Here is a 16,548-nt window from a genome sequence, read left to right as displayed (position 1 = left end):
TATTTTATTTTTGATAGTTATTCCCCCTATTAGATTATATTATGTATTATTTCTATATGTATTTTACTTCATGTCATTTCAAAATTTTTAAAAAATTTTATTTATAATTAGAAATAAATCGGAATATATTAATATATATCGATAGTAAATTATAGTATATTGATGTTTTATGTCAATTGTTATATTATGAAAATTATGTGGGGAAAACATGAAAAACAAAAACATTTATATAATGTTGTCTTTATTATTGGTTACGTTTTTATGCATCAGTTCAGTTGCAGCAAGTGAAGACAATTTTGATGATAATAATTTAACTGTAGATTCGCCAATCGGTGAATTAAATGCTAATGAAGAATATAATTTAAATGATAATCAATTAGGCGCATCTAATGATGCTATTTTATCTGAGCCTAAAACTATTGTAGTTGATAATTATGGTGAGACTCATGTGGAGATGAATGATCACACTATAAGAACTGCAATTCAATCTGCAAACGACGGAGATACCATCATTATTAGAGGGGAATCATATGAACATTGCCATTTGCAAATTGATAAGAAGGTAACAATAAAAAGTGAAGTCGGAACAAATTTAAGTGCCTGCTCAAGCACTGCATTTTCTAATCATAGAGGAGAATTTTACCTCACTTCAGGAGCCAGTGGAACAATTATTGAAGGATTTAATTTCGTATTCGACAGCAGCACACCGTTACGTACTGATGATTACCATATCTTAATAGATGGCGCTTCGAATATCATTATAAGAAACTGTACCTTTTCCAACAATAATATTGCTGATGCCATAAGACTGGAAAATGCAAGAAATACAGTAATACAGAATGTAAGCATTTCCGAAACTGTAAATGGGATTAAAATTAAGAATTCAAATGGAGTAACAGTAAAGGATTCAATTATTGAAGATTCCAAATACGGTATTAATGATGTTGATTCTACTAAAACAATCATTAATTCCAATAATATTTTAAATAATGAAGTGGGAGTATTGTTTGCAGGCAGTTCAAACAATCCAACAGTCAATTTCAACAACATTACCAATAATGAAAAGGGAATTGAATTGACTTCATCCAATAACATCAATATTTTAAGCAATTATATTGCATTAAATTCAATGTATGGAGTGTATGTGGACTGTCAAATCCAACAAATCAACATTATCGGCAATTTCTTTTATAAAAACTCATTTACTGATGGAGGAGAAGTTTTCAATAGTGAAAACGCTCAAGGAATATGGAAGCAGGGCGGTGAAAAATTAGAAGTATTAAATAACAATTATATGGTTGGAAATAACGTAAGACCTATTAATCGTGATGGCAAAGGCGGTGTATTCTTAGGTTATACTTTCGTAATAAATGAAAATGTCAATTGTCCTATATTATATTTTGAATATGGTGCACGTTGGTATAGTGGAGATTACAGACTCCAATTAACTGAAATAAAACAATCAAAAAAGGGAATCTATACAATTTCACTCATCAACCCGAATGGAGAAGTTGCAAAAGGATTGAGTTCCGTTCCAGTGATATTTTATTTAAATAAAGACAATAATTATGTTGCCCCTCAGGAAGGTGATGTCTATAAGACTGTAATGATGGTTGATGGAACAGCAACAGCCAGATTCTATCCAGAAGACTTTAAGGAAAGTGGAAACGTTGTAACAGTGGTTTTACCAGGTACTTCAGAATATATTACCGGTGATCAAAACAAGAATGTTAAAAAATTCAACGTTGATGATAATTACATTCCCGGCAATATAACCCCAGCCAAAATTGCAGTTTCAAATTTAAACACTTATCCAAATTCCAATGTTAATTTCATTGCAACAGTGACTGACATTTATAACAATCCTGTCGTGAATGAACCAGTCACATTCACCATTGGTACAAAAACTGTCAAAGCGGTTACCGATGCTAAAGGCCAAGCTACAATTAAAATCAGACAGAACGTGGGCACATATACTGTTAAAGTAAACTATGCTGGAGACGATGTTGACTATTCTGCATCAAATGCACAGGCAAAAATAACAGTTCAAAAAGTATCAACTAATATTGTGGCTTCAAATTATGCAATGTTTATTAAAAAAGCCGATTATTATCAATTAACTTTAAAAGATTCATCCAATAAACCATTGTCTGGTCAAAAAGTAACTATTAAAGTTAATAAAAAAACTTATACTAAAACAACAAATGCAAAAGGCATTGCTAAATTAAAACTTAAACTTAAAAAAGGAACCTATAAAGTTGTAATGAATTATAAAGGTACCAATAAATATACTGCAGCTAAGAAAACTACTAAGATTTATGTTAAAAAAGTATTAAAAACCAAATTGGTTGCTCCTAAGATTACAACTACTCCTAAAACCAAAACAAAATATAGCATTACCTTAAAAGATGAAAACAGTAAAGTTCTTAAAAAACAGAAAGTTACAGTCAAAGTAAATGGTAAAAAATATACTAAAAAGACCAACAGTAAAGGTCAGGTTACAATCAAAGTTAAATTTTCCAAGCTCAAATCATATAAAGTCAAAGCAAACTATAAGAAAACCAAATCATATAAGAAATCTTCTGCAACAGGAAAAATAACTGTTCAAAAAACAGTTACTAAAATAACTGCTCCAAATATGAACACTATTCCAAATACTGCAAAGGATTATACAGTAACTTTAAAAACAAATGACGGTAAAGCTATCTCAGGACAGACTCTAAAAATTAATTTGAACTGTATTACCTACACTAAAACAACTAACAGCAAAGGTCAAATTAGCATTCAAACTAAATTTGCAACTGAAAATACATATAAGGCAACTGTAACCTATGCCGGATCAGCTATCTATAAAAACGCTAAAGCAACAGGAACCATTAAAGTTGCAAGAACCCCAACCACACTAACTAGCTATGATAGGACATTTTCTAAAAATTCTGCTGAATCATACACTATTACTTTAGAAGATTCTTCCGGAAAAGCATTAGCTGACCAGTTAATTTCATATACTTTAAATAACCAGTCCTATTCACAAAAATCTGATAAGAACGGTCAAATTAAAGTTGATGTTTCCTCATTAAGCGTTGGATCTTATGATATTATAAGCAAGTATGCTCAAACAAATCAATACAAAGCATCCGCGGCCAATAATGTCATAACAATTTTAAATAAAACGGGGGTTACATTTATTGATGCCGGCATTCCTGGAGATGAAATCCAAGCCAGATTTAATGAAGCTAAAAACTCTGTTGAATTTTTAGGAAATAATTATAATGATGTCAGCTTGACCATAGATAAAGCATTGAACATTACTTTTATGCCAAACACTACATTAAATGGCAAATCCAAAAGTCCGGTTTTAACAATTGCCGCATCTAATTTGAACATTTCTAATTTAGCAATTAATGCCCATGAGGGTTCAGGAATTATTATTAAAAATGCAAACAACGTAACACTTGAGAATAACACCATTTTAAATGTTCTTGATCAATCCAAAATCAGTGAATACAATTCAGGTAACTTAATCATTCCTGGAAACGGTATTGAAATATCCAATGCAGAAAATATCAAAGTTATTAAAAACGTTGTTGAATCATTTGGAAATGCAATATTTGTTCAAAATACTGATGATTTGGAAATAAACAACAATACGTTATCCTTAAGCAATTATGGAATCAATTATGATTCAGGTGTAAAAAACACCAATATAACCAATAATTTGATTACCAAAAACATCGGATTATATGTGATGGACATTCCTGAAGGACCATTAGGTTATGGAATCTTCTTGAATAAATCAGCAGTTAACGTTTCAATAACTCAAAATAAAATCTTAGATAATTATATGGGAATTTCTGTTGATTCAAATTTCTCAACAGGCATTGTCATCTTAAGCAATTGGATATCTGATAATGCACTTGAAGGCATTAGATTTAATGCAGGTTATGATTTGGCAGAAAATGCGGTTGAACCAAATGTCAATGATAATGCAATTTATAGAAATGCAAAAGGCCCTAGTATGATGATTTTGGGTGAGTTAAGTGCAAATCCTGAAGGAATTTATCAATATGGCCTGTACAATGATTCCAAAAGATTGCAATTGGGTGCAAACTGGTTTGGTAAGAATGCAAGAATAACCTGGGATTATGAAACAAACACTACCGGTTATGGAACCATGTGCCCTAGAGTAAATGCCGTTTATCTGTCTGTTAAGGAAATAGAAGTCATAACCCCTGGAACTTATTCAATTACTTTCTATAAATATGATGAAGTGGCTTCCAAATTGCCAGTGTTTGAAATGTATGCCACATTGAATGACATTGAGCTAAAATTCAATGTTGTAAATGGTGTGGGCGTTTTCTCATTCAATGCTACTGATTTCAGTAGTGATGCAAATATGCTTAAAATTTCAATCGGTTCCTTAAAAGACGAATATAGGACTTTTGAGGTTTTATTGAATAAGACACTGCAAACTAATGAAACTTTAACACAATAAATATGTTTTACATATTTATTCTTTTATTTTTTTTCAAAAATTATTGTAAAATATTATAGAACGCAAATTCTTATTTATTTATTATATTCGATTAAAATTCCAATTTTTATCTATCTAAATTCATTTTTATTATCAATAATTGTTCTAACATTTTATTAAATTATTATTTATTTGAATAATCACATATTAGAAAAATTATTTAATAACTTAATGAAAATATATTCTTATCGAAATGTTGAATTTGAGGTTTAATAATGGAAAAGAAAATAAAAGTAATAATCTTATTATTATTTGTTCTGGTCTTAGCGGGACTGGCCACTCATATGTTTCTAACACCATCTACCGTTGAAACAGTTGGCGCTAAAAATGTAACCGATATGATTGGCAGAGACATTGAAATCCCTGCTTCTGTTGGCAACGTAGTGGCAACAAGCCCTCCTATGACTACAGTATTATATATGATAGCACCGGATAAATTAAAAGCCGTTAACTTCCAGTGGACTGATGATGAATTAGAATATGTTCCCGGCCAGTATCAGAATTATCCTGTTGTTGGAGGATGGTATGGTACACAGGATGGAAGTTATGAAGAATTTATAGCTTCAGAGCCAGATATAGTCATTGAATCTATTGATGAAGGCGGTGATGGTGATGCATCAACTGTTGCTGAGAGACAAGAAAAATTCGGTACAATACCTGTGATTGCAGTTAAAGACACAACAAATGTTGAAAAAATAGGGGAATCCATTACATTTATGGGCGAAGTCGTTGGAGCTGAAGATAAAGCTAAAGAATTAAACGATTTTAACGATAAATATTTAGACATTGTGCATGACAGGTCTTCTAAATTATCTGATAGTGATAAAACAACAGTTTATTATGCTCAAGGCGATGACGGACTTCAAACAAATCCTTCACACTCCACACATGGGCAATTAATTGATTTAGTTGGTGGAGTGAATGTTGCAGATTCATTAGCACAAGGAAACACCACTGGTGGTGTTCAAGTCTCAATAGAGCAAGTTATTAGTTGGAATCCTGATAAAATCATTACAAACGATCCAGAATTCTACGCAAGTGTTTATAGTAATCCTAACTGGGCAAAAATGGATGCTGTTAAAAATAAAGAAGTCTATTTATCTCCACAATCTCCATTCAAATGGTTTGATAGGCCAGTTGGGGCAAATATGATTATAGGAGTTCCATGGACAGCTAAAGTACTCTATCCAGATGATTACAAAGACATCAATATGGTAGATGCAACCAAAGAGTTTTACAGTAATTTCTATCACTTTGATTTAAGTGATGATCAGGCAAAACAAATTCTATTGGATTCAGGACTTAAAGAATCAAATCTATAGTGATATTCATGGATAATGAATCAAAAGAGATTATAAGTATCATACTTTTAATCTTTTTTCCAATAATTTTATTTTTCGCATCATTTTTAATTGGAAGGTATCCAATAAGCCCAATTGATGTAATGAATACTTTATTGTGCCCAATATTTCCACAATTAGAAGTAAATTCCACCATTACAACAATCGTATTTGAAATAAGGCTTCCAAGAATCATTGGTGCGATTGTGGTTGGTGCATGTCTTGCAATCTCCGGAGCTGCATTTCAATCAATATTTAAAAACCCTTTGGTATCTTCTGATTTGCTTGGCGTGTCAAATGGTGCCGGTTTTGGAGCGGCATTGGCCATTCTGCTTAGTGGAGCTAACATAATAACTCAAATTTTTGCATTTCTTTTCGGTTTACTGTCTGTATCCGCCACATATCTAATATCCAGAACATATAAGGCTGGCGGAATACTTGTTTTGGTATTGTCTGGAGTGGCAATATCTGCATTTTTCAATTCATTGATTTCAGCCATCAAATTCATTGCAGATCCAGATGACAAACTGCCTGAAATCGTATACTGGTTAATGGGATCATTGGCTTCAATTAATGCAGATAAATTATTCATGATTGCAATACCTGTAATTATAGGACTTGTAATATTATTGCTTTTAAGATGGCAAATGAATTTGCTTGCTATGGGTGATGAAGAGGCCCAATCCCTTGGATTGAATCCTTCAAGAATTAGACTGCTGATTATTGCCGGCTGTACCTTATTAACCTCAGCAGCAGTTTCAATAAGTGGAATTGTCGGTTGGATTGGTTTAATAATTCCTCATATGGCCCGTATGCTTGTAGGACCAGACAATAGAATATTGCTTCCAGCATCATTGAGCTTGGGAGCCAGTTTTTTATTGCTAATAGACAATATATCTCGTGCTGTGATTGCCATTGAAATCCCAATAGGAATTCTAACAGCAATTATCGGCGTTCCGATTTTCTTATACTTACTTAAGAGGGGTTATTCAGAATGGTCGTAGAGGATAAACTATTTGAAGTGAAAAACATTTCATTTGACTATGACGGTGAGGAAATATTTTCAAACATTAGCTTTTCCATTGAAAAAGGAGATGTATTATGTATTCTGGGACCAAACGGAACCGGGAAAACAACATTAATCAAATGTCTTAATGGTCTGCATGAAATTAACTCCGGTGAAATTTTAATTAATGGGAAATCCATTAAGAAGTTGTCTTTTAAACAGATTTCAAAACATATAGGTTATATTCCTCAAGCACATGTTCCATCATTTCCATTTAAAGTCTTTGATGTTGTCCTGATGGGAAGGGCACCCTACCTTAACTTGACAGATTCTCCAAGAGGAGAAGATGTTGAAATCGCCTTAGATGCCTTGAAAACTTTAGGCATTGAAGATTTAAAGGACAAGGAATATACAAATTTAAGTGGTGGGGAACGTCAATTAGTATTCCTTGCAAGAGTACTTTGTCAAAAGCCAGATATTCTAATTTTGGATGAACCGACATCCCATTTGGACTTCGGGAATCAAATAAAACTATTGGAAATCATTGATAATCTTGCCAAATCAGGTTTGTCAATTATAATGTCATCACATTTCCCTGATCATGCATTTTTAAGCTCAACAAAAGTGGCAATTATGAAAAATAAACAGTTCATAGATTTTGGAACTCCTGATGATGTTGTAACTGAAAGTAATTTAAGAAAAGCTTATTCGATTGATGTAAAATTAATTAAATTAGATGATGAGAGAAAAGTTTGTGTACCTATGAAAACAAACTTAACATTAGATTTATAAAGGTGAAAAGAATGAATGAAAAAGACTATGATGAACAATTAACAAAAGCGGCTAATTTCCATGGCCACGTTTGTGGAGGAATAGCTATTGGAACAAAACTTGCAATGTATGGTCTTGAATTGCTTGGAATGCCATTGAATGAAAGACATAAAAATTTAATTGTATTTTTGGAAATTGATAGATGCATGTCTGATGCAGTTCAATCCGTTACTGGCTGTTCTATGGGTAAAAGAACATTGAAACAAATGTATTACGGTAAATTTGCAGCAACATTCTATAACCAGGACACAGGTGAAGCTTTAAGAATCACCGATGCCGATGCGAACAAAAAATTCAAGGATGAAGAAACCAAAGAAGAAATGATTGCTCGTTTTAGAAGAACTCCTCCTGAAGAATTATTTAAAGTTGATAAAGTTAGAATTGACTTAGGTAGAGGGGACATGCCTGGAAAACCATATACAACTGCATTTTGTTCAGTATGTGGTGAAAAGGTATCAGATGGTCGCCACAAATTGATCGGAGGAAAACCTGTTTGCAAATCATGTGCAGAAGGCTCCTACTACGAAATAATCGAAGAATAAATAAGCAATTTTGAAAGTTTTTTTATTCTTTTATTCCTTTATTTTTTTTAATTCAATCAACATTTTTACTCCATTTTATTATTATTTATTTTTAAACTACAATATGCTTATTTTAATGGATTTACTCCCATTAAATATCCTTTAAATTAGTTCATCTCGATATGTTTATATATTCATGTAGATATATATTAATCTGATAAAGAATATAGGGTTTAGAAAATGGATTTGATTGGAGGATATTTATTAATTCTATTAGTATTGTTCTGTGCTAATATCGCATTATTTTTTGGAAATTATAAACTAAATAATGTTAAATTAATTATAATTTCTGCAATATTTTCCGTTATATCATTTTTATTAATATATGCTTCAAGTTATTTAAATACCCAATTAGAATTTTTATTATCTAATTTTAGCTACATATTCCTTATAATTACAGCAATAATACTTGTTTCATTGATATATTACATAAAAACATATGATTTCAAATTACCGTTTTATGCAATAATACTCACATTCTTAATTTCAATAGTTTTATTTGCTTCTCAAGCAAATCTAAGTATTTTAACCATGCTATTATATTCTTTATTCGTTTTTGTTATTTTATTTGTTGTTTATCAACTCACAAGATTACTACGTCATGCAAAACGAGAATATCCGGTTATTGTTGGAGAATACATGTCTTTATTTGCAGTTTTGATGTTTATTTTCACATTAACATATTATTCAACTATAACCTTAGATTATACTATGTTTAGTTCATTTTTAATTTTGACACCAACATATCAATTAATCTATGTTGTTATAGGAATTATTGCTGTTTTAATTGTGGGCGTACTTATAAATGACACTAAAGGAGGAAATTCATGATAATTCAGGGAACTGAAACATTAACCTCATTAATTCATATAATTTCTGAAAGTTTATTAACCCCAGTTGTTATATTAATTGTAATTTCAATAGTTATTGTTATTTTGGCATTTGGTGGCTTAATCAATGAATTTATTTCAAGAAAAGCAATAACATCAAAAGAGTTAGAAGATTTAGTGAGGAGAGTTTCATTTTCAAGTAATGTAAATCAAATGAAAAACGAAATTTCAAACAGTAATTTATTTGATTATCAAAAAGCGATATTGACAAGAATTGCTGATAATTATGATATCGGTCCGGAAGCTAGGAAAGCATTGGCAAGTGAGTTAATATCTGCAGAAGAGACAAGGTTAATTAAAAAAACTAATAAAACAGACATTCTTGTACGTGTAGGTCCTATTTTAGGTTTACTTGGTACTTTAATTCCATTGGGACCTGGTTTAGCCGCATTAGGAACTGGAGATATCGCAACACTTGCGCAATCATTGACAATAGCTTTCGATACAACCGTTACAGGTTTATCTGTAGGTGCTGTTGCATTTGTTGTTTCAAAATACAAAAAACAATGGTACGAATCAGAGCTGATTGATGTTGAAACCGTTGCTGAAGCAGAACTTGAAACTTTAAATAGATGGTGAGGACATGCTTAGAAAAAGACGAAGAATATCAGAATCGATTGATGATGACCCAATGGGAGGTTTGAATAACCTTTCAGATGCAATGCTCGTATTGGCACTAGGGTTTTTAATTTTTGCTATTATGGCATTATCAGTTAATCCTGATATGATTACCCAATCACAATCAACACAGGATGTTTCAACTGCAGAAACATTTACACAGAACTATAGTGATGCAGGTGGGCTTGAAGACAGCGGATATAGCGAAGTTGGAAAAGTATATCAAGATCCAGTTACCGGCGAACTTGTGATGGTATCGGGTTGAATCTTATTTTTCAAATAGCTAAAAAAAATTAAAAAAAGAAATGGAATTAAATCCCATTAACAAAGGATTTAATCCAGTTTAATAATCCGTCAAGTGAAAATCCACCAGCAGAACCATCATCATTTAAAAAACCACTTACTTGGTCTTTATAGTAGTTAACGTCTCCTTGGACGTTTTGTACTTCTTCAATTGTAGTGGCCAAGTTTTCAATATCCACATTTGTTATGTTAATATTGTTGTTTTGCACGTAGTTATTGATAATGTTCACGATTGTATCGTGGTCTGTCACATTGTCTTTTGATACTTCCTCTTTTACTTGATTTACTAAGTCAGATAATTCATTTGCATCTACACCGGAATTTTCTACGATTTCCGCTTGAGTGTAGATTTCATCATTAGCTGCTTCTTTTACACTTTCAGGAATTTCAACATCAGTTGCCTCTTCATAAGCGTTCATTATTCCTGCAAGAGCAGATTCCCCGGTAGCTGTTACAGGACTTGTTACATAGACATGTCCGCTAGTAATACCGGCTGATTTCAATGCAGAAATGTACATTTGTCCAGTTATTGTGGTGATTTTTGATCTATCAACACTAACTTCAAGATTATCATTATCATTCAAATCAAGTAATGCTGAAGAGAATATTTGATTTGATGAGTATGATTTACCAGTAACCCCACTTGATACTTGATTTACTTGATCAGCAGTGATTACTTTTGAATTCACATTGTTTAAATCAACATTTGCATTATTTACAAAGAATGCATCAACAACAGATTTGTAATCGTTGTGTGCATATGTGGTTTCACCATATGTTATTACAAGATTGGAATCAGTTGCAAATCCAGTTGGAATCAATAATCCCATAAGGATCAAAGCTAATATAGCAATAGTAATTTTTTTCATAATCTCACCTCACTAAATTCCTATCATAAATTAGTTGAAGTAGTATATAAATGTACCCCTAAGGGGGGTTTCAATGAAGAAACAAAAATGGTTTCTTCACTAAATTACCTTAATTTTTTTAGTTAAAGTGGTGGTTCCATAATATTTAGTGTCTTTGAATCCTACTTTAACCTTATATTTTTTGCCTGCTTTTAAATTTATTTTTATTTTAGCTTTTCCCTTACTGTTAGTTGTCTTGATATAGGTTTTACCATTAATCTTGAATTTAACTTTGACCTTTTTGATTGCTTTTTTATTTGCATCCTTAAAAGTCACAGTGAATTTTTTCTTTTTGTGTATTTTTAATTTTGAAGCTTTTATGATTGGTTTTAGTATCTTAACTTTTATGGATTTAAAAGAAGCTAAATGATTTTTTCCATTAAAAGTAATTTTAGCAGTGTAAATTTTAGCCTTATTTTTAAGATTTACTTTTGCTATTCCATTTTTATCAGTTTTAATGGTATATACAATTCCTCCTAAACTAACAGTTAACTTTTGATTTGAAATAGGGATATTGTTTTCTTTAACTAACTTTACAACTAATTTGCTGCTGCTTCCATAATATTTTTCAAAGTCATCAACAATAATTGATGATTCTCTTAATTGAAAACTACCAAGTTTTAATGTTTGATTATTTATTTTTGCATAAACTTCACTAACTTCATCTTGTGGATTAAAATCTAAAGTAGCAACACCATTAACCAATTTCTTTGTAGCTAAAGTCCCAACATTTGTGTAAAATGTTACCTCAAGCGGAAGGTTAAATTCACCGTCATAATCATAGATTTCTTTTGTTTCATTGTCGAAGTATTGTTTTAGGCTAACGGTTAATTGGTTAATTTCATCTTTATAGATTACATTATCCTTTGCAGTGAATGTCATGACCAACCATCTGGAAGCGTTTATCTTTTGGGGAGTGTTTTCACCATCGTGACGTGAATAATAATAAGGGCTTATTACATTTTGACCCCACCAGCAATATTGTAAAGTTGCATTATCATCTAAAGCAATATCTCCATAAGCTGTATCCAATATTAAATAATTACCTACAAGTGCACAGTTTTGCATGAAAAGATCTGTGTTTGGGAAATTATTGGATACCGCTCCATGATATCCTGCATGATTTTTTTCAAAAATGGTATTGTACACTTTTGTAAAAACATATGGTCCCCCTGGAGAGTAAGTATCTTCTCCCGCATAATCAAGAATTGCTGCCGCATAATATTTAACGTCATTATATCCGAAATAACTATTGTTGATTATCATATTCTTATGATTACTTATAGCACCCGCTGTATAATTTGTATGTAATTTTTCAAATCTGCAATTGTTTATTGTTGCATTTCCCAAGTTTATTAATCCTGCTGCAGAATATGGGCTGAAACAGTCATAAAATAAACATCCATCTAAATCCAATATTCCTCCAGCTGCAATACATGCACCAACACCACTTCTAGAAGTTAAAAAATTTTCTGTGAAATCAGAGCTTTTAATGGATGTTTTTCCTAGGGTATACAAAACTCCGCCATAAACGCATGCGCTGTTGTTTGTAAAGCATGAATTTTCAATGTTTAAAGTTCCCAGATTATTGTATATAACTCCACCATTTCCATTTGAATTGGAATTCTTCACAATACAATTTTTAAGATTTATTTCTCCACCATCACAGTAGAATGATCCGCCATTTTCATCTGAGTAACCATTCAGTAAAGTAACATTAATTAAAGTCAATCTGCCGGTTGAAGTTACATTAAACAGTCTTCCAGAGGACTCTCCATTGATTATTGTGTTTTGCTTAGATTTTCCAATGATTGTAATTGACTTTTCAATTTTAATATTTCTATTGTTTTCTCCAACATACACTCCATCGTTTAAGTAAACTGTTGAGTCATCGTTACTATTGTTGACGGCAAATTCTAAACTTTTAAATGGTTTTTGTGAACTTCCGTCCCCTATTTCATCACTTGCATCCGGTGATACATAGGTTTCAGATAGGTTTCCGGATGCAGAATCAGTGATAATTTCGCTACTGTTTGAATCCTGGTCCATTGCATTAACACAAGATATTGTACATATTACTGACAAAATGATTAAAAATAGTGCAAATCGTTTAATATTCTTATTTCTAATTATATGCTTTTCCCCCTATTTCGTTATAAAATATCATTACTATCGTAACTATTTAATATTTATATCAATTTTTATTAAATAAATATTTTTATTTTAAACACCCCAACAAAAAGTTAGGGAAATCTTTTTGATTGACAAATATGTAAAAAATATGCCAAAATATAATTTAACATTTAAAAAATTGTTCAAATACTTGAAATGCCAAAAATGACTATAATTAAAAACATTGCGAATGTTTCTGGAAAAAAATTAAAAAAATAGGGGAATTGAATTAAAATATAAAATGAAAAATTCCCTATACCTTATCTAAAGCTTGGTCCACATCGGCCAAAATATCCTCAATATCCTCAATACCAACAGAGAATCTAATTAAATCAGGTGTTACACCAGTGGATAACTGTTGCTCCGGAGACAATTGGGAGTGAGTGGTTGATGCAGGATGAGTAACTAATGATTTTGCATCACCAATGTTAGCTAAAAATGATAACAATTCAACACTTTCAATGAATTTCAAAGCACCGTCATAACCAGCTTTCAAACCGAATGATACTATTCCACCATATCCCTTTTCAGCATATTTTTTAGCTACTTCATGGTTTGGAGAAGATTCTAAACCGGAATAAGTTACCCAAGCCACCTTAGGATGAGCTTCCAAATGGCGTGCAACTGCCATTGCATTTGAAGCATGCCTTTCGATTCTTAAGCCTAAAGTCTCAAGTCCTTGCAAGAGTAAAAATGATCCGAATGGAGAAGGAACTGCTCCGGTATCCCTACCAACAACTGCCCTGATTCTTGTTGTAAAAGCAGATCCCCTAAAGGTTTCGCCAAATACTAAACCGTTATATGTTTCATCAGGCTCGGATAATGTTGGAAACTTACCGTTCATCCAGTCGAAGTCCCCTTTTTCAATGATTATTCCTCCAAGGGTAGTGCCGTGACCGCCAATATATTTTGTTGCGGATGATGAAATGATATCGGCACCATGGTCAAACGGACGAACAGAACCAATACCAACGGTATTGTCTGCAATCAACGGAATTCCATGTGAGTGTGCAATTTCAGACAGTTTATCAAAATCAGGAATATCCAATTTCGGATTTCCGATTGATTCAACATAAATTGCACGGGTTTTATCATTGATTGCTGCTTCAAACTCATCAGGGGATTGGGAATCAACAAATGTGACTGTTCTGCCCAATTCCTCAAGTGTGTTTTCAAACAGCTCGTATGTTCCTCCATAAAGATTATCTGCAGACACTATATTGTCTCCAACTTGTGTCAGGTTAATTATTGTATAGAATATGGCGGACATTCCAGAAGCGGTTGCATAAGCAGCGGTTCCGCCTTCAATAGCTGCCATTCTTTTTTCAAATGCTTCTGTTGTTGGGTTGGTGAGTCTTGTATAGATATTTCCCCCTTCCTTAAGAGCAAACCTGTTTGCAGCCTGCTCCGGTGTGTCAAATACATAGGAAGTTGTTTGATAAATCGGTGTTACTCTTGAACCTGTTTCATCCACTTCCTCTTGACCAGCATGCACACCTATTGTTGATATATTTTTTTTGTTTTTAATTTCATACGCCATAATAATCAATTTTAAATTTGTTAAATAAAATATTAAAGCATTTTTATTTTAGTAATTAATATAAATCCTGAAGAATAACATTAACATAGAGGTTGTTAGTATGCAAAGTAATATATCAAAAGAACTGAACATGAAATTCCCACCAATCGTGCTGCTTAAAAGTGATGTTGAACTAAAAGACGGCAAAAGTCCAAAAGAGGGCAAAGGAGGATGTGTAATGAGTTTCATTGCACAGACCATTGCTAAAAGGGTGACCACCTATTTCGGCCGTGACAACGTTACCTGCGGAGGACTCAATGTAGGTTTCGGATGGGGCAGCGGAATGGCAAATGAGGACATGATTGATTTTCAGGCGACATTCCTATCATTAGGAATCGATTCCGCACCAGACCGTGAAGCATATGAAGAAAAGTTAAATTATATGAAGAAAAACACAAGGGAAATGTTCAGGCACGGCGAAAGAATCTACTGTGATTTTGAAACCGCAAAACAAAGCATAAAAAACAGGCCTGTTTTCGACGAAGGAGAATATGTGATTTTCAAAGGATTGGAGAATTTGGAAGATGATGAGATTCCAAAATCCGTTATTTTTACAGTGAATCCTGTTGAATTGACCGCTTTAATTCAAATTAACACATCATTCAGACTTGATGGGGCGTGTCTTTTAACCCCTCAGGCTTCAGCATGCCAAGCTATAGGATGCTTTACTTTTGAACAAGCAAATAGCGATGATCCGAAGCCCGTTCTTGGACCGATAGACTTTGCCGGAAGAAGCAAAATGAAACATTTTATTCCAAATGAATACCTAATCGTATCCATGCCCTGGGGACTATTCCTGAAATTAGAAGAATTAAGCAAAAACAGCGTTCTTCAAACTGATTTATGGAAAAAATTCAAATAAAACAAATTTAAATGGAGATATTCCTATTTTTGAATATATTCCATTTTTTTATATATTTCATCAGCCTTTTTTAATGATTTTAATTCTTCATCACTAGAAGGAGTGTTTAACTTTTCAATGAATTTTTCAGCATCTAATCCTTTTAATGTTGGTGTTGGATTTACTTTACTTGCCATACAGTAACCTCCTTGTTTATTAATTTAATATTAAATTATTTAAATAATTATTGAAAAATATTAATTAATTTTTTCACAAATATCCCTATACATAGGAATATTCCTACGACGTTTATTATTCATTACTGATTCTAATCCAACAAAAAAATTATTTTCATAAAATCTAATTGTTTTTTCATTATTATATGCATCAACAGAAATAAACCTTAAACCTATTTCACTACTTAAATTTCTACAAAACCCAACAATCCATGAAATCATTAAAGACCCGATGTGTAAATTTTGGAAATCTTTACAAACTGCTAACCGACCGATTTTAACTGCTGGATAAGCCGGATAATCAACAACCAATTGATTATTAATTCTAATTGAATCTGCAGATAAAGAGAAAAATCCGACAACCCGATTTTGATTTTTACACAAAAATATTGTGCAAAGATTATTATTAATATTATCAAATGAATCCTTTAACAAGAATTCATTGAGATCTTCATCACCACAATCAAAATCAATTTTAGACAATATTTCGGTGTTTGCTTTAATAATTTTTAAATTACTAAAATCAAAAGGTTTCATGAATATATATTTGCTTAATTACTATTTAAATCTTTTTAAGCAGTTAATTTTAAATATAACGAATTTTACAAGGAAATATTATCAAAATAAGGCATTTTTATAAATTAATGGAACTTTTACTAAGTTAAATCAATTTCAATTAAAACTATAATTATAATAGTTATATGAAATA

General features: G+C 31.9%; 14 protein-coding genes. 9 read left to right on the top strand and 5 right to left on the bottom strand.

Going from position 1 to position 16,548, the window contains the following annotated elements; all coding sequences use genetic code 11:
• Positions 1–208: 208 nt before the first annotated feature.
• The 8 genes from IKS50_RS01750 (at position 209) to IKS50_RS01715 (ending at position 10,065) form a co-directional block, all read left to right on the top strand.
• Positions 209–4,495, top strand: a complete 4,287-nt coding sequence (locus IKS50_RS01750; protein ID WP_292844370.1) for a right-handed parallel beta-helix repeat-containing protein — start codon at positions 209–211, stop codon at positions 4,493–4,495.
• Between the two features lie 254 nt (positions 4,496–4,749).
• A complete protein-coding gene (locus tag IKS50_RS01745; RefSeq protein WP_292844367.1) occupies positions 4,750–5,856 on the top strand; it encodes an ABC transporter substrate-binding protein in 1,107 nt (368 codons plus the stop codon).
• Positions 5,857–5,864: 8 nt separating this feature from the next.
• Positions 5,865–6,878, top strand: a complete 1,014-nt coding sequence (locus IKS50_RS01740) for an iron ABC transporter permease (protein WP_292844364.1) — start codon at positions 5,865–5,867, stop codon at positions 6,876–6,878.
• The gene (locus tag IKS50_RS01735; RefSeq protein WP_292844361.1) at positions 6,869–7,672 is read left to right on the top strand and encodes an ABC transporter ATP-binding protein; all 804 of its coding nucleotides are present in this window, start codon (positions 6,869–6,871) and stop codon (positions 7,670–7,672) included. The genes IKS50_RS01740 and IKS50_RS01735 overlap by 10 nt, the downstream gene beginning before the upstream one ends.
• An 11-nt stretch (positions 7,673–7,683) precedes the next feature.
• Positions 7,684–8,253 (top strand): FmdE family protein, encoded by a 570-nt coding sequence (locus tag IKS50_RS01730; protein ID WP_292844359.1) that lies wholly within the window; start codon positions 7,684–7,686, stop codon positions 8,251–8,253.
• Positions 8,254–8,472: 219 nt separating this feature from the next.
• Positions 8,473–9,123, top strand: a complete 651-nt coding sequence (locus IKS50_RS01725; RefSeq protein ID WP_292844356.1) for a peptide ABC transporter permease — start codon at positions 8,473–8,475, stop codon at positions 9,121–9,123.
• Positions 9,120–9,761, top strand: coding sequence for a MotA/TolQ/ExbB proton channel family protein (locus tag IKS50_RS01720; protein ID WP_292844353.1), 642 nt, complete (start codon positions 9,120–9,122; stop codon positions 9,759–9,761). The genes IKS50_RS01725 and IKS50_RS01720 overlap by 4 nt, the downstream gene beginning before the upstream one ends.
• A gap of 4 nt (positions 9,762–9,765) precedes the next feature.
• Positions 9,766–10,065 carry a DUF2149 domain-containing protein gene (locus IKS50_RS01715; protein ID WP_292844350.1) on the top strand — a complete coding sequence of 100 codons (300 nt, stop codon included), beginning with the start codon at positions 9,766–9,768 and terminating at the stop codon, positions 10,063–10,065.
• A gap of 46 nt (positions 10,066–10,111) precedes the next feature.
• Here IKS50_RS01715 and IKS50_RS01710 read toward each other — a convergent pair whose 3' ends face one another.
• From IKS50_RS01710 to IKS50_RS01700, 3 genes are all read right to left on the bottom strand, one after another.
• Positions 10,112–10,972, bottom strand: coding sequence for a DUF1002 domain-containing protein (locus IKS50_RS01710; RefSeq protein ID WP_292844347.1), 861 nt, complete (start codon positions 10,970–10,972; stop codon positions 10,112–10,114).
• Positions 10,973–11,071: 99 nt separating this feature from the next.
• Positions 11,072–13,096 (bottom strand): hypothetical protein, encoded by a 2,025-nt coding sequence (locus IKS50_RS01705; RefSeq protein WP_292844344.1) that lies wholly within the window; start codon positions 13,094–13,096, stop codon positions 11,072–11,074.
• Positions 13,097–13,436: 340 nt separating this feature from the next.
• Entirely contained in the window at positions 13,437–14,723 is a 1,287-nt protein-coding gene (locus tag IKS50_RS01700) for an O-acetylhomoserine aminocarboxypropyltransferase/cysteine synthase family protein (protein ID WP_292844341.1), read from the bottom strand.
• A 100-nt stretch (positions 14,724–14,823) separates the two neighbouring features.
• Between IKS50_RS01700 and IKS50_RS01695 the strand changes: the two genes are divergently transcribed.
• Positions 14,824–15,624, top strand: a complete 801-nt coding sequence (locus IKS50_RS01695) for a DUF169 domain-containing protein (protein WP_292844337.1) — start codon at positions 14,824–14,826, stop codon at positions 15,622–15,624.
• A 23-nt stretch (positions 15,625–15,647) separates the two neighbouring features.
• Here IKS50_RS01695 and IKS50_RS01690 read toward each other — a convergent pair whose 3' ends face one another.
• Both IKS50_RS01690 and IKS50_RS01685 read right to left on the bottom strand, forming a co-directional pair.
• Positions 15,648–15,800: a hypothetical protein gene (locus tag IKS50_RS01690; RefSeq protein WP_292844334.1), complete on the bottom strand. Its 153-nt coding sequence runs from the start codon at positions 15,798–15,800 to the stop codon at positions 15,648–15,650.
• A gap of 60 nt (positions 15,801–15,860) precedes the next feature.
• Positions 15,861–16,376 carry a GNAT family N-acetyltransferase gene (locus tag IKS50_RS01685; protein ID WP_292844331.1) on the bottom strand — a complete coding sequence of 172 codons (516 nt, stop codon included), beginning with the start codon at positions 16,374–16,376 and terminating at the stop codon, positions 15,861–15,863.
• Positions 16,377–16,548: the final 172 nt, after the last annotated feature.

The sequence above is a fragment of the Methanobrevibacter sp. genome (assembly GCF_017539065.1).
GTDB lineage: Archaea > Methanobacteriota > Methanobacteria > Methanobacteriales > Methanobacteriaceae > Methanocatella.
This window is presented reverse-complemented; position numbering and strand designations above follow the sequence as displayed.

Coding starts and splice junctions, on each gene's coding strand:
- IKS50_RS01750 (WP_292844370.1), top strand. CDS start 209: ATGAAAAACAAAAACATTTATATAATGTTGTCTTTATTATTGGTTACG.
- IKS50_RS01745 (WP_292844367.1), top strand. CDS start 4,750: ATGGAAAAGAAAATAAAAGTAATAATCTTATTATTATTTGTTCTGGTC.
- IKS50_RS01740 (WP_292844364.1), top strand. CDS start 5,865: ATGGATAATGAATCAAAAGAGATTATAAGTATCATACTTTTAATCTTT.
- IKS50_RS01735 (WP_292844361.1), top strand. CDS start 6,869: ATGGTCGTAGAGGATAAACTATTTGAAGTGAAAAACATTTCATTTGAC.
- IKS50_RS01730 (WP_292844359.1), top strand. CDS start 7,684: ATGAATGAAAAAGACTATGATGAACAATTAACAAAAGCGGCTAATTTC.
- IKS50_RS01725 (WP_292844356.1), top strand. CDS start 8,473: ATGGATTTGATTGGAGGATATTTATTAATTCTATTAGTATTGTTCTGT.
- IKS50_RS01720 (WP_292844353.1), top strand. CDS start 9,120: ATGATAATTCAGGGAACTGAAACATTAACCTCATTAATTCATATAATT.
- IKS50_RS01715 (WP_292844350.1), top strand. CDS start 9,766: ATGCTTAGAAAAAGACGAAGAATATCAGAATCGATTGATGATGACCCA.
- IKS50_RS01710 (WP_292844347.1), bottom strand. CDS start 10,972: ATGAAAAAAATTACTATTGCTATATTAGCTTTGATCCTTATGGGATTA.
- IKS50_RS01700 (WP_292844341.1), bottom strand. CDS start 14,723: ATGGCGTATGAAATTAAAAACAAAAAAAATATATCAACAATAGGTGTG.
- IKS50_RS01695 (WP_292844337.1), top strand. CDS start 14,824: ATGCAAAGTAATATATCAAAAGAACTGAACATGAAATTCCCACCAATC.
- IKS50_RS01690 (WP_292844334.1), bottom strand. CDS start 15,800: ATGGCAAGTAAAGTAAATCCAACACCAACATTAAAAGGATTAGATGCT.
- IKS50_RS01685 (WP_292844331.1), bottom strand. CDS start 16,376: ATGAAACCTTTTGATTTTAGTAATTTAAAAATTATTAAAGCAAACACC.